General features: G+C 71.4%; 20 protein-coding genes, 2 tRNA genes and 1 pseudogene. 16 read left to right on the top strand and 7 right to left on the bottom strand.

Annotation, left to right across the window (positions count from 1 at the left end):
- The first annotated feature begins 67 nt into the window (after positions 1-67).
- The 4 genes from H7A72_RS10520 (at position 68) to trmB (ending at position 3,159) form a co-directional block, all read left to right on the top strand.
- A complete protein-coding gene (locus H7A72_RS10520) occupies positions 68-670 on the top strand; it encodes a DsbA family protein (RefSeq protein WP_185220493.1) in 603 nt (200 codons plus the stop codon).
- Positions 671-681: 11 nt separating this feature from the next.
- Positions 682-1,149 carry a ribose-5-phosphate isomerase gene (locus tag H7A72_RS10515; protein WP_185220492.1) on the top strand — a complete coding sequence of 156 codons (468 nt, stop codon included), beginning with the start codon at positions 682-684 and terminating at the stop codon, positions 1,147-1,149.
- Positions 1,150-1,301: 152 nt separating this feature from the next.
- Positions 1,302-2,384: a PP2C family protein-serine/threonine phosphatase gene (locus H7A72_RS10510; RefSeq protein WP_083546122.1), complete on the top strand. Its 1,083-nt coding sequence runs from the start codon at positions 1,302-1,304 to the stop codon at positions 2,382-2,384.
- A 58-nt stretch (positions 2,385-2,442) separates the two neighbouring features.
- The gene (trmB, locus tag H7A72_RS10505) at positions 2,443-3,159 is read left to right on the top strand and encodes a tRNA (guanosine(46)-N7)-methyltransferase TrmB (protein WP_084452303.1); all 717 of its coding nucleotides are present in this window, start codon (positions 2,443-2,445) and stop codon (positions 3,157-3,159) included.
- Between the two features lie 33 nt (positions 3,160-3,192).
- On the opposite strand, the gene H7A72_RS10500 is transcribed toward trmB, so the two are convergent.
- Both H7A72_RS10500 and H7A72_RS10495 read right to left on the bottom strand, forming a co-directional pair.
- The gene (locus tag H7A72_RS10500; protein ID WP_185220491.1) at positions 3,193-3,765 is read right to left on the bottom strand and encodes a hypothetical protein; all 573 of its coding nucleotides are present in this window, start codon (positions 3,763-3,765) and stop codon (positions 3,193-3,195) included.
- Positions 3,766-3,860: 95 nt separating this feature from the next.
- Positions 3,861-3,934, bottom strand: a tRNA-Gly gene (locus H7A72_RS10495).
- A gap of 92 nt (positions 3,935-4,026) precedes the next feature.
- Here H7A72_RS10495 and H7A72_RS10490 point away from each other — a divergent pair.
- A tRNA-Pro gene (locus tag H7A72_RS10490) sits at positions 4,027-4,103 on the top strand.
- Positions 4,104-4,107: 4 nt separating this feature from the next.
- Here H7A72_RS10490 and H7A72_RS10485 read toward each other — a convergent pair.
- Together H7A72_RS10485 and H7A72_RS10480 are read right to left on the bottom strand one after the other, a co-directional pair.
- Positions 4,108-4,923 carry a dienelactone hydrolase family protein gene (locus tag H7A72_RS10485; protein WP_185220490.1) on the bottom strand — a complete coding sequence of 272 codons (816 nt, stop codon included), beginning with the start codon at positions 4,921-4,923 and terminating at the stop codon, positions 4,108-4,110.
- 2 nt (positions 4,924-4,925) lie between these two features.
- Complete coding sequence (locus H7A72_RS10480; protein WP_185220489.1) at positions 4,926-5,456, bottom strand: hypothetical protein; 531 nt, start codon at positions 5,454-5,456, stop codon at positions 4,926-4,928.
- Between the two features lie 166 nt (positions 5,457-5,622).
- On the opposite strand from H7A72_RS10480, the gene tig reads away from it, so the two are divergent.
- The 9 genes and pseudogenes from tig to H7A72_RS10435 all read left to right on the top strand — a co-directional run bounded on the left by tig (position 5,623) and on the right by H7A72_RS10435 (position 15,654).
- Positions 5,623-6,972 (top strand): trigger factor, encoded by a 1,350-nt coding sequence (gene tig, locus H7A72_RS10475; protein WP_084452309.1) that lies wholly within the window; start codon positions 5,623-5,625, stop codon positions 6,970-6,972.
- Positions 6,973-7,052: 80 nt separating this feature from the next.
- Positions 7,053-8,243 (top strand): sugar MFS transporter, encoded by a 1,191-nt coding sequence (locus H7A72_RS10470; protein WP_185220488.1) that lies wholly within the window; start codon positions 7,053-7,055, stop codon positions 8,241-8,243.
- A gap of 67 nt (positions 8,244-8,310) precedes the next feature.
- Positions 8,311-9,024, top strand: coding sequence for a PaaI family thioesterase (locus tag H7A72_RS10465; RefSeq protein WP_185220487.1), 714 nt, complete (start codon positions 8,311-8,313; stop codon positions 9,022-9,024).
- An 11-nt stretch (positions 9,025-9,035) separates the two neighbouring features.
- Positions 9,036-11,277 (top strand): annotated as a pseudogene (gene treS / locus H7A72_RS10460) (maltose alpha-D-glucosyltransferase).
- A gap of 184 nt (positions 11,278-11,461) precedes the next feature.
- Complete coding sequence (locus H7A72_RS10455; RefSeq protein ID WP_084452390.1) at positions 11,462-12,040, top strand: ATP-dependent Clp protease proteolytic subunit; 579 nt, start codon at positions 11,462-11,464, stop codon at positions 12,038-12,040.
- A 31-nt stretch (positions 12,041-12,071) separates the two neighbouring features.
- Positions 12,072-12,746 carry an ATP-dependent Clp protease proteolytic subunit gene (locus H7A72_RS10450; RefSeq protein WP_072625038.1) on the top strand — a complete coding sequence of 225 codons (675 nt, stop codon included), beginning with the start codon at positions 12,072-12,074 and terminating at the stop codon, positions 12,744-12,746.
- 124 nt (positions 12,747-12,870) lie between these two features.
- Positions 12,871-13,482: a hypothetical protein gene (locus H7A72_RS10445; protein ID WP_185220486.1), complete on the top strand. Its 612-nt coding sequence runs from the start codon at positions 12,871-12,873 to the stop codon at positions 13,480-13,482.
- A 138-nt stretch (positions 13,483-13,620) separates the two neighbouring features.
- A complete protein-coding gene (clpX, locus tag H7A72_RS10440; protein ID WP_185220485.1) occupies positions 13,621-14,898 on the top strand; it encodes an ATP-dependent Clp protease ATP-binding subunit ClpX in 1,278 nt (425 codons plus the stop codon).
- A gap of 39 nt (positions 14,899-14,937) precedes the next feature.
- Positions 14,938-15,654: a hypothetical protein gene (locus H7A72_RS10435; protein ID WP_185220484.1), complete on the top strand. Its 717-nt coding sequence runs from the start codon at positions 14,938-14,940 to the stop codon at positions 15,652-15,654.
- On the opposite strand, the gene valS is transcribed toward H7A72_RS10435, so the two are convergent.
- Complete coding sequence (gene valS, locus H7A72_RS10430) at positions 15,651-18,269, bottom strand: valine--tRNA ligase (protein ID WP_185220483.1); 2,619 nt, start codon at positions 18,267-18,269, stop codon at positions 15,651-15,653. The genes H7A72_RS10435 and valS overlap by 4 nt on opposite strands.
- An 85-nt stretch (positions 18,270-18,354) precedes the next feature.
- Between valS and H7A72_RS10425 the strand changes: the two genes are divergently transcribed.
- A complete protein-coding gene (locus tag H7A72_RS10425; RefSeq protein ID WP_084452321.1) occupies positions 18,355-19,119 on the top strand; it encodes a 1-acyl-sn-glycerol-3-phosphate acyltransferase in 765 nt (254 codons plus the stop codon).
- Between the two features lie 24 nt (positions 19,120-19,143).
- Here the strand turns inward: H7A72_RS10425 and H7A72_RS10420 are convergent, their stop codons facing one another.
- Positions 19,144-20,976, bottom strand: coding sequence for an ABC transporter ATP-binding protein (locus tag H7A72_RS10420; RefSeq protein WP_185220482.1), 1,833 nt, complete (start codon positions 20,974-20,976; stop codon positions 19,144-19,146).
- An 84-nt stretch (positions 20,977-21,060) separates the two neighbouring features.
- On the opposite strand from H7A72_RS10420, the gene H7A72_RS10415 reads away from it, so the two are divergent.
- Positions 21,061-21,501 (top strand): MarR family winged helix-turn-helix transcriptional regulator, encoded by a 441-nt coding sequence (locus tag H7A72_RS10415; protein WP_084452392.1) that lies wholly within the window; start codon positions 21,061-21,063, stop codon positions 21,499-21,501.
- A gap of 1 nt (position 21,502) precedes the next feature.
- Here the strand turns inward: H7A72_RS10415 and H7A72_RS10410 are convergent, their stop codons facing one another.
- On the bottom strand, positions 21,503-22,042 hold the full coding sequence (locus tag H7A72_RS10410) for an NUDIX hydrolase family protein (protein ID WP_072625031.1): 540 nt from the start codon (positions 22,040-22,042) through the stop codon (positions 21,503-21,505).
- Positions 22,043-22,168: the final 126 nt, after the last annotated feature.

The raw sequence follows: 22,168 nt of genomic DNA, 5'->3' as shown, positions 1-22,168 counted from the left end.
CTCCTTTGGCGTACGACTTTTCGCTCATGCTGTCACAGCGCCGCGGCGCGTCTGAGACGATGGCGTCATGACGCAGACCGTGGAGATGTGGTTCGACCCGCTGTGCCCCTGGGCCTGGATGACGAGCCGGTGGCTCATGGAGGTCGAGCAGGTGCGCGACCTCGAGGTCACCTGGTCGCAGATGAGCCTGTCGGTCCTCAACGAAGGGCGTGACCTCCCCGACGAGTACCGCGAGATGATGGACCGTGGCTGGGCCCCGGTCCGGGTCATCGCGGCCGCCCGCAAGGCGCACGGCGACGAGGTGACCAAGCCGCTGTACGACGCCATCGGGACCCGCCTGCACCTCGGCGGCGAGCGCGACTTCGTCACCGCCACCGCCGCCGCGCTCGCCGAGGTCGGGCTGCCGGCCGAGCTCATCGAGGCCGCCGACACCGACGAGCACGACGCCTTCCTGCGCGAGAGCCACCACCGTGCCATCGCCCTCGTCGGTGACGACGTCGGTACCCCGGTGATCTCCGTGGAGGACACCGCCTTCTTCGGCCCGGTCGTCTCCCCGGCACCCAAGGGCGAGGCTGCCGGCCGCCTCTGGGACGGCTGCGTCCTCGTCGCGGGCACCGACGGCTTCTTCGAGCTCAAGCGCTCGCGCACCCGCGACCCGATCTTCGACTGAGAGGCACTTCCTTGCGCGTCCACATCGGCGGCGACCACGCCGCCTTCGAGCTCCACCAGGAGCTGCTGACCTTCCTCGCCGACGAGGGTCACGAGGTCACCGACCACGGCCCCTTCGAGTACGACGCCCTCGACGACTACCCGGTCTTCGTCATCCGTGCCGCGCAGGCCGTGGCCGCCGACCCGGGCAGTCGCGGCATCGTCCTCGGTGGCTCCGGCAACGGCGAGCAGATGGCGGCCAACAAGGTCGCCGGCATCCGAGCAGCCCTGTGCTACAACGCCGAGCTGGCCCGGCTGGCCCGCGAGCACAACGACGCCCAGGTGCTGTCGATGGGTGGGCGCATGCAGTCCGTCGACGAGTCCAAGGAGATGGTCCGGGTCTTCCTCGGCACCGACTTCTCCGGCGAGGAGAGGCACCAGCGCCGCATCGACATGGTGAGCGCCTTCGAGGCCGACGGCACGGTCCCGCCGCTGCCCTGATGTCCTCCTCCCCATAGCACCAGAGACCCGTCGCACGGTGTGTGCGGCGGGTCTCTGATCGGTTACGACCCTTCCCACAGAGGCGAATCCCCGCTTAAGGTGCGGGCAACGGTCCCGGACGGGGCCGTGACGAACGACCGGGGAGAGCACGTTTGTCCGCCATACTGCCCAGCCGGACCCTGTGGTCCGAGCGACGCCAGCCGACCTGGGCCCTGTCGTCGCTGCGCGGGACCCCCCTCCTGGTCGCCGTCGTCGCCCTGCTGGCGCTCGTCCTCGCGGCCCACCTCGTCTGGCCGCAGTCGGTCCCCCTCGTCGCGCTCGTCCCCCCGTGCCTCCTCGCGAGCACGCTGTGCCCGATCCGCGAGGTCCGCATCGTCTTCGGCCTCGTCCTCGCCGTCGTCCTGTGGTCGCTCGTCATGTCCGACGAAGGGATGGCCCGTCACCTCCCGCTGCTCGTCTCGCTCGGCCTGATGTACGCCATCGCCGCGTCCCGCTCCAGCCACGGTGCCGCGGCCTTCGCCGGTGACCGGATGCTCGGCGACCTCCGCTCACGGCTGCACGGCATGGGTGCCATTCCCACGCTCCCGCGCGGCTGGCACGCCGAGCGGTCCTTCGCCACCGCCCACGGCAGCGCCTTCGCCGGCGACTTCAACGTCTCGACGACCAGCCGCTGCGGCAACACCCTCGAGATGGTCCTCGTCGACGTCAGCGGCAAGGGACAGGAGGCCGGGACGCGCGCGCTCGTCCTCGCCGGAGCGCTCGGCGGCGTCATCGGCGGCACGGCCCCGCAGGACGTGCTGCCCATGGCCAACGAGTTCGTCGAGCGCGACGGCTGGGACGAAGGCTTTGCGACCGCGGTCCACGTCCACCTCGACCTCGTGACCGGCGAGGCCCTCGTCCACTCCGCGGGTCACCCGCCGGCCATGCACTACGACGCCGGGTGCGGCCGCTGGCGCGCCCTCGACGACCAGCGTGGCCCGGCCCTCGGGCTCCTGCCGGGTGCCAGCTACCCCTCGTCGCGCACGGTCCTCCAGCGGGGCGATGCCCTGCTCGTCTACACCGACGGCATCATCGAGTCGCGGGTGCGCGACCTCGACGACGGCATCGACTGGATGCTCGGCCAGGCCGAGGCCCGTGTCTCGCAGGGTTTCTCGGGCCTGGCCAAGCGGCTCGTCGCCGGTGGTCGGGCCGGGGTCGAGGACGACCGCGCGGCCGTCCTCCTCTGGCGCGACTGACCCCCTTCGTTTGTCGAGCGGTCGGGGCCGGGTGCCATCGCGCCGTATCCTTGCGGCCGTGACCTCCGAGCCCGATCCGCACAAGCTGCCCCTGACGGACACCCCGCGCACCGCGGACGGCCGGTATCGGGCGACGGTGCGCACCTTCACCCCACGCTGGCGGATGTCGCCGCGGGTCGAGGAGCTCATGGAGCGGCTCCTGCCGCGCTACGCGGTCCCGAGCGGGCCCCTGGACCCGTCGGCGGTCTTCGGCCGTGACGTGCCCGTCGTGCTCGAGGTCGGGTCGGGCTACGGCGAGGCGGCGGTGGCCTATGCCCGGGAGCACCCCGAGCACGGGATCATCGCGGCCGAGGTCCACGTGCCCGGCGTGGCGACCCTGATGGAGAAGGCCGAGCGGGAGGGCCTGGACAACCTGCGCACCTTCCGCGGGGACGCCCTCGAGTACCTCGTCGAGTGCGTCGGCCGCGGTCAGCTCGAGGCCGTGCACCTCTTCTTCCCCGACCCGTGGCCCAAGGCCCGCCACGCCAAGCGACGCTTCGTCCAGCAGGACACCCTCGACCTGGTCCTCGAGCGCCTGCGCCCGGGCGGTCACCTGCTCGTGGCGACCGACCACGCGGCCTATGCGGAGCACGTGCGCGAGCAGCTCGCCCAGCACCCCCGGGTGGCCGTCGTCGAGGGGGAGCGCCCCGCGTGGCGCCCGTCCGCGGGCTTCGAGGACAAGGGTCGCGCCGCCGGCCGGGCGATCCACGAGTTCCGGGTCACCGAGCGAGGCTGACCCGACGGTCGGGCCGACGAGGGCCCGACCGCGTCACCAGGTGTGGGCGACGTCGATGACCAGGCGCGACCGGTCTCCGGGCCCGTCGAGCTCGGTGACCTTGAAGGGCAGGCGGGCCCGCGTGCCGATGCCCATCGTGGACTGGCCCTCCCAGCTGCCGCCCCAGGCCACCTGGCGGAGAGTGCGGTAGCCCGTGGTGTCAACCAGCTCCTTGCGGTTGGCCGGCGAGTAGGTCGGGTCGAAGTCGTCGTCGTAGGCCGGCGTGCGGACGACGACCTGCAGCTTGGCGCCCCCGCGCAGCGGGATGACCGTGCCGCTGCCGTCCTCGCGGAAGGTCGGGACGTAGCGGACGTCGTAGGAGAGCGAGTGGCGCGGCCGGTCGACGTCGACGACGAGCCGGTCGAAGCACGCGTGCCGCCCGGAGCGGACGTCGGTGAGCGTGCCGAGGCTGTAGTGCCGGTCGTTGGCCTTGGCCAGCGACCCCCACGAGGTGCTGCAGGCGGTGCTGCCCGAGGTGGCCGGTGCAGCCGCCGGGGCGGTGAGCAGGAGTGCCGCGGCGGCCGCGGTCAGGCCGACCCCGATCCGCACGCTGGTGGTCGTCGTCATGATGGTGTTCCCCCCTTGGGTCCGACGGGGGCGTCGTTGCCCCGCGTCGTGAGCACAGACGTGCGAAGGGGGCGGAAGGTTGCCTCGGAGGGCAATGGAGCGGGCGACGGGAATCGAACCCGCGTAGCCAGTTTGGAAGACTGGGGCTCTACCATTGAGCTACGCCCGCGCGCTCGCCCTCGAGTCGGCCTGCGGCGCAACGCGTGGAAGAGCAGGGTTAGCCTAGTGCCCGCTCGCGCCCCGATCACAATCGGGGCCGCGCGGGGTATGGCGCAGCTTGGTAGCGCGTCCGCTTTGGGAGCGGAAGGCCGTCGGTTCGAATCCGGCTACCCCGACCACCTGTCACGCTCCGACGAGCAGCCGCTCGCGGAAGAGGCCGAGGACCTCGTCGAGCGCCTCCCTCGTCGGCTCGCCCTCGCGATCGACCAGGTGCGTCGTGAGGACCGAGTGCGGGGCGCCGAAGCCGTCGGGGTTGGCGGCCGCGTCCGGCAGCTCGATGGCGACGAAGGCATCGCCCAGCCGGCGCCGCAGCGTCGCGAAGCGCGTGCCCGGCGAGAGCCGGTCGCCCTTGAAGCGCACTCCGAGCACCTGCAGCCCTGTGGCGCAACGCTGCTCGACGACCGCCAGGTCCGCCTCGCTGATGTCCGTGGTCTCCCTTCGCCTGCGGCCGAGGGGGAGGGGCAGCGAGGGCTGGGACAGCACCGGGGCGAGGACGCTCTCGTCGGTGGCCATGGCCAGGGCGAAGCCGCCGGTCAGGCACATGCCCACGGCGCCGACCCCCGGGCCACCGCAGCGGGCGTGCTCGGCCCGGGCGAGGGCGCGCAGCCACGGGATGACCGGTGAGGTGCGCCCGAGCGCGAAGAGCGAGAACTCCCGGCTGATGCACACCTGCGCCGCCGTGCGGACGCCACCGGCCGCGACGCGCCGGGAGGACCCCGCGAGGGCGTCCCGCCCGGGGACCCCGAAGAGGACGGGCAGCACGACGGTGCAGCCCAGATCGCGCACCCGTCGGGCGAAGCCCGCGACCTGTGGGGTGATGCCGGGGAACTCGGCGATGACGACGACGGCCGGCCCGGTGCCCGAGCGCAGCACCGGGTGGTCGGTGCCGTCGTGGCGGAAGGACGTGCGCGTGAAGTCCTCGAGCCCGTCGTCGGCCATGGTCAGAACTGCTGGTAGCCGGGGGTGCTGGGGCCGGTCGAGCCGCTGAGGGCCGCGACGAGCCCGGAGCGGCCGCCCTCGCGGTCGAGGCTGCGCTCGAGCCGGGTCGCCACGCGGCGGCTGGGCCACACGTGCCAGGCCATGCAGAGCAAGGACCAGAAGGCGCCGATGAGGTACGGCCACGCCGACCCGGTCGAGAAGGCCCACGCGAGGGCGAGGATCGCCGGGGCCTCGGTGATCGCGAAGCGCAGGATCGTCGTCTGCTGGAGGGCCTCGAGACCGGTCTTGAGGGCCGACTCCGGGTCGGCGTCGGGGCGGACCGCCTCGGTCCGGTAGCCGACGACCTCGGCGACGACGAAGGCGAGGACGTTGATCCCGAAGAGCGCGGCCGCCTCGACGGGCGAGGGGTACTCGCCTGTCCCGAGGGCGACGACGGCCACGACCGCGAAGATCACGAGGCCCCCGATGAGCGCCCCCGAGAGGATGCGTACGGCCTGCAGACGCTGCTGGGTGGTCCCCTGAGCGTTGGTCATGGACCCAACGTAGCGGCGCATTCGGCCTGCGGGCGGCCAACGGATAGAGTGGCTGCTTGTGTCCCGGACCTCCGGGACGGTGCGTGCGCGCCCGAGGGCCGTCCAGCGGACCCGACAGCTTGCGCCGCAACCCCCTTCGTCGTCCAGATCGTGTGGAGTGCCCCCAGTGAAGAGTGCCGTCGAGAACCTCAGCCCGACCCGGGTCAAGCTGACCGTCGAGGTCCCGAGCGAGGAGCTCCAGCCGCACGTCGACGCGGCCCTGAAGTCCATCGGGAGCCAGATCCAGGTCCCCGGCTTCCGCGCCGGCAAGGTCCCGGCCCGCATCATCGAGCAGCGCGTCGGCAAGGGCGCGGTCATCCAGGAGGCGGTCAACGAGGCCCTGCCCGAGTTCTTCGGCAAGGCCGTCGACGAGACCGGTGTCGAGCCGATCGGCCAGCCCGAGGTCGACATCACCGAGGTGCCGATGACCGACGGCGAGGAGCTGAAGTTCACCGTCGAGGTCGACGTGCGCCCCGAGGTCACCCTGCCCGACTACGACGGTGTCGAGATCTCCGTCGACAACCTCGAGGTCACCGACGAAGACGTCGAGGCCAAGCTCACCGAGCTGCGCGAGCGCTTCGGCACCCTCGTGGGCGTCGACCGCCCCGCCGCCACCGGCGACTTCGTCTCCATCGACCTCAAGGCCACCATCGACGGCGAGGACGTCGACGCGGTCGAGGGCGTCTCCTACGAGATCGGCTCCGGCAACATGCTCGAGGGTCTCGACGACGCGCTCGTCGGCATGTCCACGGGCGAGACCAAGGACTTCTCCGCCCCCCTCGCCGGTGGCGACAAGGCCGGCCAGTCCGCCGACTGCACCGTGACCGTCCAGTCGGTCAAGGAGCGCGAGCTGCCCGAGGTCGACGACGACTTCGCCCAGATGGCCAGCGAGTTCGACACCGCCGAGGAGCTGCGCGCCGACCTGGCCAAGCAGGCCGAGCAGTCCAAGAAGTTCGAGCAGGGCATCCAGGCCCGCGACAAGGTCCTCGACCACCTGCTGTCCAACACCGAGATCCCGCTGCCCGAGGGCATCATCGAGGCCGAGGTCAACCAGCACCTCGAGCAGGAGGGTCGCCTCGAGGACGACGAGCACCGCGCCGAGGTCGACGAGTCGACCCGCTCGACGCTCAAGACGCAGTTCCTGCTCGACGCCCTGGCCAAGGCCGAGGAGATCGAGGTCGGCCAGCCCGAGCTCGTCGAGTACCTCATCATGCAGTCGCAGCAGTACGGCATGGACCCCAACCAGTTCGCCCAGCTGCTCGACCAGCAGGGTCAGGTCGAGTCCATGGTCTCCGAGGTCGCCCGCCGCAAGGCGCTGGCCGCGGCCCTCGACAAGGCCAAGATCGTCGACGCCGACGGCAATGCCATCAACCTCGACGACATCGTCCCCGAGGGCGAGCGCACCGGTGACGTCGAGGAGCTCGCCGACGACGAGGCCGAGACCGTCGAGGCCGAGGGCACCGACGAGCAGGCCTGAGCCTCCAGCACCCCGACGAAGGGGGGTCCCCGCCACGGCGCGGTGACCCCCCTTCGCCCTGTCCCGAAAGGGGAGACCCGATGACGACCGGCGCCCGCAATGCCGTGCTCGCGACCTTTGCGGTCAACGGGCTCGGCTTCGCCTCGTGGGCCTCGCGGATCCCGGCGATCCGCGCCCAGCTCGACCTGACGCCCGGCGAGCTCGGCTGCACGCTCCTCGTGGGCGCGCTCGGGTCCGTCCTCGCGCTGCCTTTCGCCGGCCGTGTCATCACGGGCGTCGGCGCCGCACGCACCGTGGCCATCGGTGTCATCGTCGTGGCGGCGGGTCTGCTCGGCCTGGGCGCGGCCGTCGACGTCCTCGCCGACGTGTGGGCCACCGCCGCCGCGATCTTCGTCATCGCCGTCGGGATCTCCCTGTGGGACGTCGCGATGAACCACGAGGGCGCCGCGGTCGAGCAGCGACTCGCCCGCACGGTCATGCCGGTCTTCCACGCCTGCTTCTCCGGCGGGACCGTCCTCGGGGCGCTCGCCGCCGCCGGCCTGGTGCGCCTGGGCGTGCCCGTCCTCGGTCACCTCGCCGGCGCGGCGCTCGTCGTGCTGCTCGTCGGGCTGTGGGTGCCCCGACGGTTCCTGCCCCGCGGGCTCGAGGTGGCCGAGGGCGACGGGAGCGTCGCCGACCGGCCCGCCAGCGCCTGGCGCGAGCCGCGCACCCTGGCCATCGGTCTCGTCGTCCTCGTCGCGGCCCTCACCGAGGGCACCGCCAACGACTGGATCGCGCTCGCGGTCACCGAGGGGCACGACCAGCCCGAGGAGATCGGGGTGCTCGCCTTCGCGACCTTCCTCGCCGCGATGACCGCCGGTCGCCTCCTCGGGGCCCGGCTGCTGGACCGCCACGGCCGGGTGCCGGTGCTGCGGGTGCTCTTCGGCCTGGCCGCGGTGGGCTCGCTGCTCGTCGTCCTCGGCGACACCCTGGCGGCCTTCGTCGGCGTCGTGCTGTGGGGCGTGGGAGCCAGCCTGGGCTTCCCGACGGGCATGAGCGCGGCGGCCGACGACCCGCAGCGGGCCGCGGCCCGCCTGTCCGTGGTCTCGACGATCGGCTACCTCGCCTTCATCGTCGGGCCGCCGCTGCTGGGACTCCTCGGCGACCACGTCGGCGTGCTCCGCTCGCTGCTCCTCGTCGGCCTGCTCGCCGTGCCAGCGGTCCTGGCCGTGCCCGCCGTGCGAGAGCGCGGTGCCTCCCGGAACCGACCACGGACGGCCCCGCCGACCTGAATCCGCATTACCTTAGGGTGATGCGGACATTGAACGCGTGTTCAACCGCCCGTCACGAGGAGGACGCATGACCGACGGCACCTTCGTCTCGCCGTACCCCGTCGAGGACCCGCAGGCCTTGGCCGAGCTCGAGCGGGCGCAGGGCGATCTCGCCCGCGCGGTGGGCCGGCTCGTCGACGCGACCGTGCGCACCCGCCACGAGGGGCCGGTGCTCGACGAGGTGACCGCCCGGGTCGACACGCTCGTCGACCGGCTGCTCGAGCAGGCGCAGGAGGGTCCTCTCGGCATCGAGACGAGCAGCGACGGCCGCCTGCGCGACCATGCCAACCCGATGCTCGGGATGCGCAACCCCATCGCCCCACCCCTGGTCATGACCGACGACGAAGGGGGAGTGACGTGCACCTTTTCGCTCGGAGCCGCCTACGAGGGACCGCCCGGGTGCGTCCACGGCGGCCTCGTGGCGGCGGTCCTCGACCAGGTCCTCGGGACGGCGGCGGCCCGGCGCGGGGTCCCGGGGCTCACGGCCTACCTCAACACGACCTACCGGCGCCCCACGCTGCTCGGGACCGACCTCGTCTGCCGCGGCCGCATCGACCGGGTCGACGGGTGGAAGATCTTCGCCAGCGGCGAGATCGTCGACCCGCAGGGCGAGGTGACCGCCGAGGCCGAGGCGCTCTTCATCGTCCCCCGATGGGCCCGGGAGCACCTCGGTACCCCGACCGGTGACGCCGGGGACTTCGCCCCGCCGGCCGGGGAGACGGGGGTCTCGCCCACGCCGTAACGTGGGGCGACATGAGCGAGTTCGACCCGCCCGCCGACCAGCCCGAGGCCCTCGAGGTCGAGGAGGACGGCGCACCCAACTTCGCCCAGGTCTTCTTCCCGGCGCGACCCAAGGCGCTGCGGCCCCGGGCCAGGTTGCGCCCCCAGGGGGCACCCTCGGCCGCGCAGGTGCGCTCGGGCGAGCCGCTCGGGTCCAACCCGGTCTACGTCGACTGGTTGCGCGGGCAGTCGATGCTCCAGGACGCGAAGGAGATCGCCGCGCAGTTCACCGGCCTCGGGTCGATGTGGCAGAACCCCTTCGCCCAGCCGGACCCGCGGGCGGCCGTGCAGACCGCGTCCGTGTGGTTCACCGCCTACCCGATCTCGATGATCACCCGGCCGGGCACCTCCTTCCTCGCCTCCCTCGCCGACCCGCGGCTGTGGCAGACCTTCCAGCAGATCGGCATCCACGCCCTGCACACCGGGCCGGTCAAGCGGGCCGGTGGGCTCTCGGGGTGGAGCCCCACGCCGAGCGTCGACGGGCACTTCGACCGGGTGGCCACGCACATCGACGAGCTCTTCGGCAGCGAGGAGGACTACCGCGAGATGTGCCGGGTCGCCGCCGACCACGAGGGCACCGTCATCGACGACATCGTCCCCGGACACACGGGCAAGGGCGCCGACTTCCGGCTGGCCGAGCTGGGGGTCGACGACTACCCGGGGATCTACCACATGGTCGCGATCCCAGCGGAGGAGTGGCACCTGCTGCCCGACGTGCCCGAGGGGCGTGACTCGGTCAACCTCGACGAGGCGGCCGAGGCGGCGCTCGCCGACGCCGGGCACATCGTCGGCGAGATGCAGCGGGTGATCTTCCACGTGCCGGGCCTCAAGGACACCAACTGGTCGGTCACCGCCCCCGTCACCGGGCCCGACGGAGTGACCCGACGCTGGGTCTACCTGCACTACTTCAAGGAGGGGCAGCCCTCGATCAACTGGCTCGATCCCACGTTCGCCGGCATGCGTCTGGTCATCGGCGACGCGCTGCACAGCCTCGGCGACCTCGGCTCCGGAGGGCTGCGGCTGGACGCCAACGGCTTCCTCGGGGTCGAGAAGACGCTCGACGTCGGGCCGGCGTGGTCCGAGGGGCACCCGCTGTCGCAGGCGGCCAACCAGCTCATCGGGTCGATGGTGCGCAAGGTCGGCGGCTTCACCTTCCAGGAGCTCAACCTGTCGATCGAGGACATCCGCGACACCGCGGCGGGTGGGGCCGACCTGTCCTACGACTTCGTCAACCGGCCCGCCTACCACCACGCGCTGGCCACCGGTGACACCGAGTTCCTGCGGCTGACGCTGCGCGAGGCGCACGATCTCGGGGTCGACGCCGCCGGGCTGGTCCACGCCATGCAGAACCACGACGAGATGACCTACGAGCTCGTCCACTTCGCCAGCCGGCACCGCGAGGACGGCTACCACTTCCGGGGCGAGGAGGTCACCGGCGAGGAACTCGCCGCGACGGTACGGCAAGAGCTGACGGACGCCCTGACCGGGGAGGCGGCGCCCTACAACCTCGTCTTCACCACCAACGGCATCGCGTCGACGACCGCCTCGGTCATCACCGCGGCGCTCGGGCTGCGCGACCTCGACGCGCTCACCGACGAGGACATCGAGCGGGTGACGCGGGCCCACCTGCTGCTCGTGATGTTCAACGCCCTGCAGCCGGGAGTCTTCGCCCTGTCGGGGTGGGACCTCGTCGGCGCGCTGCCGATCCCGCCCGAGGAGATCGAGCCGCTGCTGCGCGAGGGGGACACCCGCTGGGTCCACCGCCCGGCCTACGACCTGCTCGACGTCGCCCCCCGGGGCGAGCGGGTCCGCCTCCGGCATGCCGCGGGCACGCGCGCTCTACGGTCCGATCGACGCGCAGCTGGCGGACCCGCGCTCCTTCGTCTCCCGGCTCAAGGACCTGCTGCACCTGCGCGGCTACTTCGCCATCGCGACGACCCGCCAGGTCGACGTGCCCGATGTCGCCCACCGCTCGATGCTCGTCATGGTCCACGAGTACGAGCAGGTGCCCGGGCAGCTGCAGGTGACCGTGCTCAACTTCTCCGGCGACCCCATCAGCGGCACCGTCATCAGCGAGCACCTCGAGCCCGGCGCACGGCTGATGGACATGGGCGACGGCTCGGCCGTCGGTGAGGTCGACCAGCTCCACGGCTTCCACGTCGAGCTCGACGGTTTTGCCGGCCTCTCGCTCCTGGTGACGCCGCCGAAGGGGTGAGCACCCCCCTTCGTCATGGTGTTGCGCTCAGGGCGAACACGTGCGGAGGGCGGGAAACATGCGCGGGGAGTGGGCGTTAGGGTCAGTGAAAGTCGTGAACACGAGAGCAACCGCCGACACGGCGGAGAAGCGAGTGAGCGTGAGCAACAGCAGCGAGATCGTCGCAGCCGGCCCGCAGGGCGGGATGGGTCTCGACGACCACATCTACCAGCGCCTCCTCAAGGAGCGCATCATCTTCCTCGGGTCCGATGTGCGTGACGACAACGCCAACGCCATCGCCGCCCAGATGCTGCTCCTCGCGGCCGAGGACCCCGAAAAGGACATCTGGCTCTACATCAACAGCCCCGGTGGCTCGATCTCGGCCGGCATGGCGATCTTCGACACCATGAAGTGGATCCCCAACGACGTGGCGACCGTCGCCATGGGGCTGGCCGCCTCGATGGGCCAGTTCCTGCTCTCGGCGGGGACCAAGGGCAAGCGCTACGCGACCCCCCACGCCCGCGTCATGATGCACCAGCCCTCGGGCGGCATCGGCGGTACCGCCTCGGACATCAAGATCCAGGCCGAGCAGATGCTCTTCGTCAAGACGCAGATGGCCGAGCTCATCGCCGAGCACACCGGCCAGACCGTGGAGCAGATCCACCGGGACTCCGACCGCGACCGCTGGTTCGGCGCCCAGGAGGCCAAGGAGTACGGCTTCGTCGACCACGTCTTCGAGCGCTCCGACCAGGCCGGTCAGGGCAACAACCCCGTCAGCGACTGAGCCCCGACCCGCGAGCCTTCCAGGAGACACCATGAACTTCGACGCACAGCTGCGCACCCACCAGCCGGGCTCGGCCCCCCTTCGCCCCGGGCCGTCCAGCCGCTACATCCTGCCCAACTTCGAGGAGCGCACCTCCTACGGCATGAAGCGGATGGACCCGTACACCAAGCTCTTCGAGGACCGGATCATCTTCCTCGGCGTGCAGGTCGACGACGCCTCCGCGGACGACATCATCGCCCAGCTGCTGGTGCTCGAGTCGATGGAGCCCGAGCGCGACATCCTCATGTACATCAACAGCCCCGGCGGTTCCTTCACCGCCATGACGGCGATCTACGACACCATGCAGTACATCCGCCCCGACATCCAGACCTTCGTCATCGGTCAGGCCGCGTCGGCGGCGGCGGTGCTCCTCGGTGCCGGCGCGCCGGGCAAGCGCTTCGCCCTGCCCAACAGCCGCATCCTCATCCACCAGCCGGCGCTCGCCGGCGGTGAGTACGGTCAGGCCTCCGACATCGAGATCCAGGCCAACGAGGTGCTGCGCATGCGCACCTGGCTCGAGGAGACCTGGGCCAAGCACTCGGGCAAGACCGCCGAGGAGGTCCGCGAGGACATCGAGCGCGACAAGATCCTGTCGGCCCAGGAGGCCAAGGACTACGGCCTCATCGACGAGGTGCTCACCCCGCGCAAGGCCTCGCTCGAGGACTGAGCCACACGCGGTGACCGAGCCACCACGACGCAGGGCCCCGGACCAGTCCGGGGCCCTGCGTCGTACTCGGGGACCCGAACGCATGACGGCGGAACCGGCGGGCCGGTCGTGACGTCCAAGGACCATGCGACGCCTGCTCCTGCCGCTCCTGGCGGCCTTGCTCGCCCTCCCGGTCGTGGTCCTCACCGCGCCCGCGGCTCAGGCCTGCTCGTGCGCCGTGAGCAGCCCGGCACGTCTCGTCGATCGCGCGGCTCTCGTCGCGCAGGTCGAGGTCGCCGCCCGCGACGAGCACACGAGCGCCGACGGGATGGCTGGCTCGCGCTACGACGTCGTCGTGCGAAGGGAGTGGAAGGGGCCCGGGCAGCAGCGGGTCGCCGTCGTCAGCCGCGACGACTCGGCCTCCTGCGGCGTGCGACTCGCCGTCGGGCGGGAGTACCTGCTGCTAGGTACGCCTGCGGGCGACGCTTGGCGGGTCGAGCTGTGCGGCGGGACGACGGTCCTCGCCTCGGGCACCCCCCAGGGCACGGTCACGGTCGCCGACGTCGAGGCGCGACTCGGTGCGGGGACGACACCGACGACGAGGCCTGCTGCTGACGAGCCGGGGGAGTCGCGGGCCGCCGACGACCGGGGGTGGTGGACCCTGGCGGGAGGTGTCGCCGGCCTCCTCCTCGCGGTGCTGCTCGTCGCGCTCGTCGTCGCGCTCGTGCGCCGGGGACCCGGGCGCCGCGCCGGCTGACCGGTCGTTCCGCTGTCAGCGGACAAGGGCGACGCGCCGTGGCGAAGGGGTGTCCAATGGGATGGCGGCCGCAGCCCGTTGGGTACGGTCGGTGGCACGCGACCAGATCGGTCGAGGCGAGTGAGAGGACACCCTGACGTGGCACGAGTCGGAGAGAGCGGCGACCTGCTCAAGTGCTCCTTCTGCGGCAAGTCCCAGAAGCAGGTGAAGAAGCTCATCGCCGGCCCGGGCGTCTACATCTGCGACGAGTGCATCGACCTGTGCAACGAGATCATCGAGGAGGAGCTCACCGACTCGGGTGACCTCGGTCTCGACGAGCTGCCCAAGCCGCGCGAGATCTACGACTTCCTCGAGACCTACATCATCGGTCAGGACAAGGCGAAGAAGGCGCTCGCCGTCGCCGTCTACAACCACTACAAGCGGATCCAGGCCGACGAGGGCGCGGTCGTCAAGCGCGACGAGGACCACGTCGACATCGCCAAGTCCAACATCCTGCTCATCGGGCCCACCGGCTGCGGCAAGACCTACCTCGCCCAGACCCTCGCCCGCATGCTCAACGTCCCCTTCGCCATCGCCGACGCCACCGCTCTCACCGAGGCCGGCTACGTCGGTGAAGACGTCGAAAACATCCTCCTCAAGCTCATCCAGGCTGCCGACTACGACACCAAGAAGGCCGAGCAGGGGATCATCTACATCGACGAGATCGACAAGGTCGCCCGCAAGTCCGAAAATCCGTCGATCACGCGCGACGTCTCCGGCGAGGGCGTGCAGCAGGCCCTGCTGAAGATCCTCGAGGGCACGACGGCGTCGGTGCCGCCCCAGGGTGGGCGCAAGCACCCGCACCAGGAGTTCATCCAGATCGACACGACCAATGTGCTCTTCATCGTCGGCGGTGCCTTCGCCGGTCTCGAGAAGATCATCGAGTCGCGCGTCGGCAAGAAGGGCTTGGGCTTCGGCTCCGAGCTGCACAAGGCGACCGACCTCGCCGAGGCGATCACCGACGTCATGCCCGAGGACCTGATGAAGTTCGGCCTCATCCCCGAGTTCATCGGTCGCCTGCCGATCATCACCACGGTCACCCCGCTCGACCGCGAGGCCCTGGTGCAGATCCTCGCCGAGCCCAAAAATGCCCTCGTCAAGCAGTACCGCAAGATGTTCGAGATCGACGGGGTCGAGCTGGAGTTCACCGACGACGCACTCGAGGCGATCGCCGACTCGGCGATCGCGCGCGGCACGGGTGCCCGTGGGCTGCGCGCGATCATGGAGGAGGTCCTCCTGCCCGTCATGTTCGACACCCCGAGCGATGACGGCATCAAGCGGATCGTCGTCAGCGCAGAGGTCGTGCGCGACAACGTCCTGCCGACGATCGTGCGGCACGAAGAGAGCGGCAAGCGCAAGCACAAGCGCTCCGCCTGACGCGACCGCGCTGGCCGACGAGCCTGACAGGATGTGGGTGTGAACGCGCCCTTCCGTCTCGTGCAGGGGTCTTCCGGTCCGCGCCAGCAGAGCCCGACGACCTGCGGGTCGGCCTGTGCGACGGTCTCGCGGATGCTCGTCGACGCCTCCTTCGCCCGGTGGATCGTCGCGGGTGAGGGCAGCCCGGTGCCCGGCGCCGAGGGCTCGACGACCGCCGAGCGCTTCGCCGCGTGGGAGCGGGTCGTGCACGCCCGGACCAACGGCTGGCGCGCTCCCGGGGGCGGCTTCGTCCTCGCCTGGCCGCACGCCCTGGGCACGCCACCGTGGGGGCTCAAGCACGAGCTCGAGCACGGTGCCGCCCGTGTTGGCACGCGCTACCGGGTGATGTCGGTCCGCGCCCACTCCGAGGAGTCGCTGCGTGCCCGCTACCGTCGTCTGCTCGACCTCGTCGTCGACGGCGAGCCGGCGGTGCTCTACGTCGGCAACCGCCTGCTGCCCCGGCACGTCACGCTCGTGCTCCCGGGGGAGCGGCCGGACGTGCTCGACGTCTACGAGCCGGCGAGCGGCACGGTCCAGGTGCTCGACGAGGAGGCCTTCGCCCACCGGAGGCTGCGCCTCGGTGGCTGGTCGGTGCCCTGGATCCTCGTGCAGCCGACCGGGCACCGCCGGGTGCACGACGCCGCGCCGGCGCCGAGCGCGTGGCGGGTGCCGCGGCTGTCTCCCGAGCCCGACCTGCTGCGCGAGGCCGGACGCTAGTTCTTCGGCGGCTTGACGAAGGGGATGAGCTCGACGTCGCGCAGCGCGACCTCGTCACCCTCGGCGTAGTCGAAGCTGCCCGTGAGGCGCCCGGCGGCCCGCAGGTCGGCCTCGCCGGCGCGCACCCGCTCGGCGGTTGCGACCGGGGCGACGAGCGTCGCCGAGGTGATCTCGCTGCGCATGCCGACCTTGGCGTCGGACTTGGCCTTGCGCACCTGGCTCAGAGCCGTGCCGACGGCCGCGAGGACGTGCGGGTCACCGGCGTCGGCGAGGGCCAGCTCGCTCGCCTCGGGCCAGGTCGCGCGGTGCACCGAGCCCTCCTGCCACCACGACCAGACCTCCTCGGTCGCGTAGGGGAGGAAGGGCGCGAGCAGTCGCAGCAGGACCGACAGGGCGAGCCGCAGCGCGGCGCGCGCCGATGGGTCACCGCCGTGGGCGCGGTCCTTGACGAGCTCGATGTAGTCGTCGCAGAAGGTCCAGAAGAAGGTCTCGGTGACGTCGAGCGAGCGGGTGTAGTCCCACGCCTCGAAGCCGGTGGTCGCATCGCCCACGACCTGCTGCAGGGCCGCGATCATCGCCCTGTCGAGCGGCTCGGTGACGACCGAGGACAGACCCTGGCGCTCGTCGAGCTCGGGCTCGCCGAAACCGAGGGCGAACTTGCTGGCGTTGAGCAGCTTGATCGCCAGCCGGCGGCCGATCTTCATCTGACCGGTGTCGTAGGCCGCGTCGGTGCCCAGGCGACCGGACGCCGCCCAGTAGCGCACGGCGTCGGCGCTGTGCTCGACGACGACGTCCTCGGGCGTGACGACATTGCCCTTGGACTTGCTCATCTTCTTGCGGTCGGGGTCGAGGATCCACCCGGAGATCGCGGCGTTCTTCCACGGGGCGCTGCCGTGCTCGAAGTGCGCGCGCACGACGGTCGCGAAGAGCCAGGTGCGGATGATGTCGTGGCCCTGCGGGCGCACGTCCATCGGGAAGACCTTGCCGAAGAGGTCGCTCTCGCCGCGCTCGCCCGCGAGCCAGTCGCCGGCGATCTGCGGGGTGAGCGAACTGGTCGCCCAGGTGTCCATGACGTCGGGGTCGCCGGTGAAGCCGCCGGGCTGGTCGCGCTGGTCCTCGGTGTAGCCGGTGGGCACCTGCGCCATCGGGTCGATGGGCAGCTGCTCCTCGGTCGGCACGAGCGGGCTCTCGTACTGCGGCTGGCCGTCGCCGTCGAGGGCGTACCAGACAGGGATCGGGATGCCGAAGAAGCGCTGGCGGGAGATCAGCCAGTCGCCGTTGAGCCCGGCCACCCAGTTCTTGTAGCGCGACTTCATGAAGTCGGGATGGAAGTCGATCTCGTCGCCACGGGCCTGCAGCGCCTGGTTGAGATCGGCATCGCGACCGCCGTTGCGGATGTACCACTGGCGCGAGGTGACGATCTCGAGCGGCTTCTCGCCCCGCTCGTAGAAGTTGGCCTTGCGCTGGGTCTTCTGGGGCTCGCCGTCGAGGTCACCCGAGGCGCGCAGCGCCTCGACGACGACCTCGCGGGCGGAGTGCACGGTCTTGCCGGACATCTCCGCGAAGGTGGCGGCGCCCCCTTCGCTCTGGATCCAGTCGGGGGTCTCGCCGAGGATCCGGCCGGCCCGGGTGACGACGGAGCGGGTCGGCAGCTGCAGCTCGCGCCACCAGATGACGTCGGTGAGGTCACCGAAGGTGCAGCACATCGCGATGCCGGCACCCTTGTCCATCTCGGCGGAGGGGTGGGCGACGACGGGCACCTCGACCCCGAAGAGCGGGGAGGTCACCGTGGAGCCGAAGAGCCCCTGGTAGCGCTCGTCGTCGGGGTGGGCGATGAGCGCGACGCAGGCCGGCAGCAGCTCCGGTCGGGTCGTCTCGATGTGGACGGGACCGTCGGCGCCGTGGAAGGCGACGCGGTGGTAGGCGCCCGGGTAGTCGCGGGCCTCGAGCTCGGCCTGCGCGACGGCGGTCTGGAAGGTGACGTCCCACAGTCCGGGGGCCTCGGCCGTGTAGGCCTCGCCGCGGGCGAGGTTGCGCAGAAAGGCGGTCTGGGCCGTCGCGCGGGAGCGGTCGTCGATGGTCCGGTACTGGATCGTCCAGTCGAGGCTGAAGCCGAGGCGGCGGAAGAGGGACTCGAAGGCCTCCTCGTCCTTGACCGTCAGCTCGTCGCACAGCTCGATGAAGTTCTGCCGGCTGATCGGTACCTGGTCGGCGGCCTTGATGGTCTTCGTCGTGCCCTCGAAGGGGGGCGTGAAGTCCGGGTCGTAGGGCAGCGAGGAGTCGCCGCGCACGCCGTAGTAGTTCTGCACCCGCTTCTCGGTCGGCAGGCCGTTGTCGTCCCAGCCGATCGGGTAGAAGACGTTGAGCCCGCGCATGCGCTTGTAGCGGGCCATGCAGTCGGTGTGCGTGTAGCTGAAGACGTGCCCCATGTGCAGCGACCCGCTGGCGGTCGGCGGCGGGGTGTCGATGGAGAAGACCTGCTCCCGGGCACCCTCGCGGTCGAAGGCGTAGGTGTCCTGCTCACGCCATACGGCGCCCCACTTGTCCTCGAGGCCGTCCAGCGAGGGACGGTCCGGGATGCGGGCTGCGTCGGGGGCGGGGGAGTGCTCGGTCATGGGGTGGATCTTCCCATCACCGGTGTGGCGCGGACCAATCGGTCCGTGCCTGCTCCGGCGACCTACGAGACCGTAGGCTGCAGTCATGCGCCGACCCGAGCCCCTGTACCGCGCGATCATCATCGTCGCGCGGACCATCTTCCTCATCAACGGCTACCGCTTCACCATCAGGGGCGACCGCAACGTCCCCAAGCGTGGCGGCGCCGTCATGGCGATCAACCACACCGGGTACATCGACTTCGTGCTGGCCGGCCTGGGAGCACGGCGCAGCAACCGGTGGGTGCGCTTCATGGCGAAGAAGTCGATCTGGCAGCACAAGGTCGCCGGGTTCTTCATGCGGGGGCTGAAGCACATCCCGGTCGACCGGCACGCCGGTGGGGCGGCCTTCAAGGAGGCCGTGGCCAAGCTCAAGGAGGGCGAGGTCGTCGGGGTCTACCCCGAGGCGACGATGTCGCGCTCCTTCGAGATCAAGGAGCTCAAGAGCGGCACCGCCCGCATGGCACAGGAGGCGGGCGTGCCGATCCTGCCGACGATCGTGTGGGGAGCGCACCGGATCTGGACCAAGGACGTCCCCAAGCGTCTGGGGCGCACCAACTTCCCGATCCACATCACCATCGGCGACCCGATCCCCGTCGGGCCCGACGACGACGTCAACGAGGTCACCGAGCGGCTGCGCGAGGTCATGAAGCAGCTCCTCGACGAGACCATCGCGGCCTACCCGACCCTCACCGGTGACGAGCTGCGCTTCCACCCGGCCCGTCTCGGCGGCACGGCCCCCACCTACGAGGACGCCTGGGCCAAGGACCACAAGGACATGACCCGCACCAAGGACCAGTTCACCAAGGACTGACGGGCGAAGGGGGAGCCGCGCACCTCACGCGGTGAGGGCCAGATCCTCTCCGGCGAGCCGTGCGTAGGCTCCGCCCCGCCGCAGCAGGGCCAGGTGCTCGCCCCGCTCGACGACCCGCCCGCCCGAGAGGACGAGGATCTCGTCGGCGGCCTCGATGGTGCTCAGCCGGTGGGCGATGGTGATCGTCGTGCGGCCGCGGGCCAGGGCATCGAGGGCCGTCTGCAGCTCGCGCTCGGTGTCGTTGTCCAGGGCGCTCGTCGCCTCGTCGAGGACGAGGACCGCCGGGTCGCGCAGCAGGGTGCGGGCGATGGCGATGCGCTGCTGCTCTCCGCCGGAGAAGCGGTGCCCGCGTGCGCCGACGACCGTGTCGAGCCCCTCGGGCAGCGCTGCGACGAGGTCGGCGGCCTGGGCGGTCGCGAGGGCCTGCCACAGCCGAGCCTCGGTGGCCTCGGGGTCGGCGAGCAGGAGGTTGGCGCGCACCGTGTCGTGGGCGAGGTAGGTCTCCTGGGTGACGATGCCGATGACCTGGGTGAGGGTCTGGGGGTCGATGTCGCGCAGGTCCACCCCGTCGACGGTGATCCGCCCGCTCGTCGGGTCGGCGAGCCGGACGAGCAGCGAGGCGAGGGTCGACTTGCCGCTGCCGGTGGCGCCGACGAGCGCGAGGTGGGAGCCGGCGGGGATGACGGCGTCGATGCCGTCGAGGGCGAGCCGGTCGCCGTCGGGGTAGCGGTAGCCGACGCCCTCGATGCGCACGTCGCCGCGCACCGTCGTCGGGTCGAGGTCGACCGGAGCGGCCGGGGGAGTGACCTCGGGCTCGAGGTCGAGGTAACCGAAGACCCGGCTGAAGAGCGCCATCGAGGCCACCCACGAGGCACCGACGTTGAGCAGGCCCATGATCGGCCGGAAGATGCCCGACTGCAGCGTCGTGAAGGCGATGATCGTGCCGATGGTCATGCCGCCGCTCGTCGCGGGGAAGCCGGCAGCGAGGTAGATCAGGGCCGGGATCGCGGCGAAGACGATCGACATCGTCGCCATCCGCCAGCGGCCGGCGAGCTCGCTGCGCACCTCGAGGCCGACGAGGTCGGTCGAGGTCTGGGTGAACTCGCGTGCTCCGCGCCCGGACGTGCCCAGCGTCTTGGACAGCAGCGCGCCGCTCACCGACAGCTCCTCGGTGACCTGGGCCTGCAGGTCGGACAGCCGGCGCTGCCGCTGGGAGGTGATCTCGCGCCGGGCCAGCGCCACCTTGCGGGTGGTCCAGATCGCCGGCGGCAGGACGAGGAGCGAGAGGAGCGACAGCCGCCAGCTCAGGGCGGCCATGGCGACGGCGGTGGCGACCGCGGTCGTGAGGTTGGAGGCGATCGAGACGGCCGTGCTCGTCACGATCGACTGCATGCCACCGATGTCCTGGGTGATGCGCGAGGTGATCTCGCCGGAGCGGGTACGGGTGAAGAAGCTCATCGACTGCCGCTGCAGGTGGGTGAAGACGTCGGTGCGCAGCCGGTGCATGACGGCCTGGCCGACGCGCGTGGAGATCCACGTCTGCTGCACGCCGATGAGTGCGGTGGCGATGGTGACGAGCAGCATGCCGCCGACGGCGAGCAGGAGCAGGCGCACGTCCTGGTGGGGGAGCGCATCGTCGATGACGGTGCGCAGGAGGAAGGGGGAGGCCATCGAGATCAGCGAGCTGGCCACGATGAGCGCCACCACCGCGGCGACCTGCCAGCGGTAGGGGCGGAAGTAGGCGATGACCCGCCGCGCGCTCACGGGGCTCTCGGCGAGCTGGGCGCGGTCGCGCGGGTCGATGCGGCGGGGTCCGTGCCCGCCACCGGTCGTGGGGGATGTCGTCGGGGTGTCCACGCGGCCCCTTTCATTCGTCTCAGTTCGTGATGCTGAGGTTACCTCACTATGAGGGAAGGGGGCAACTCGGCTACCGTGGTCGTCATGACGAAGCGGGTGGCCGGGTCGGCCTCGGAGGACCTCGGCGAGCAGCTGCTGCGGGTGGCCCGTGGCCTGCGCCGGGCGTGGATGGTCGACCTGTCGGAGCACGACCTGTCACCCCACGAGGCCCGCGCCCTGCGCGTGGCGGCGGACCGCGCGGAGGCGCCGCGGCTGCGCGACCTGGCCGACTCCCTTCGCATCGCCCCGCGGTCGGTGACCGACGTCGTCGACGCCCTCGAGGGCAAGGGGTATGTCAGCCGCGAGCCGGACCCGCACGACCGCCGGGCGAGCGTCGTCGTCGTCACCGACGCCGGGCGTGCGGTGCGCGCCGCCGTGCACGAGGCCCGCCGACGCAGCGTCGGTGACCAGATGGGAGCGCTCAGTGCCGAGCAGCGCGCGGCGCTCGCCGACGCGCTGACGACCCTCGAGCAGGGGCTGGACTGAGTCAGACCGAGCTGTGCCCCAGGTGGGCCAGGGCCTGCCGCAGCAGCGCCCCGTGGCCACCCGACATCTCCGCGAGCAGCCCGGTCTCGCCGGCCTCCTCGGGCGTGAGCCAGGCCAGGTCGAGGGCATCGTGCTGGGGCGCGCAGTCGCCGCGCACCGGCACGATGAAGCTCAAGGCCACGGCGTGCTGGCGCGGGTCGTGGAAGGGGGTGACCCCCGGCGTGGGGAAGAACTCGGCGACGGTGAAGGGCGCCGGGGAGGCCGGCACCGACGGGAGCGCCATCGGACCGAGGTCCTTCTCGAGGTGGCGCACGAGGGCGTCGCGCACCCGCTCGTGGTAGTTGACCCGGCCGGCGATGAGCTCGCGCTCCATCGTGCCGGTGTCGGAGGCGCGCAGCAGCAGCCCGACCGCCGTGACGTCGCCGTTGTCGGCGACCCGCACGGGCACCGCCGCGACGTAGAGGATCGGCACGCGACCGCGCACGTTGTCGAGCTCCTCGCGGCTGAGCCACGCTTCCTGACGGTCGAGGTCGGTCGGCATGGCGCCATCCTCGCACGCGGTTTCGAGCCTCCGTCGGTGAGTCCTACACTGGTGCCACAGGCGTCTGAGCCGTCATCAGCGGCGAGCCTCCGGCAGAACGGGAGCGGCAGCTCCTCACTAGACCCG

Origin of the sequence: Janibacter sp. YB324 (genome assembly GCF_014217915.1) — a bacterium.
Taxonomy (GTDB): Bacteria; Actinomycetota; Actinomycetes; order Actinomycetales; family Dermatophilaceae; genus Janibacter; species Janibacter indicus.
Note: the sequence above shows the minus strand (reverse complement) of the source record. Positions and strands in the feature narration are given on the sequence as shown.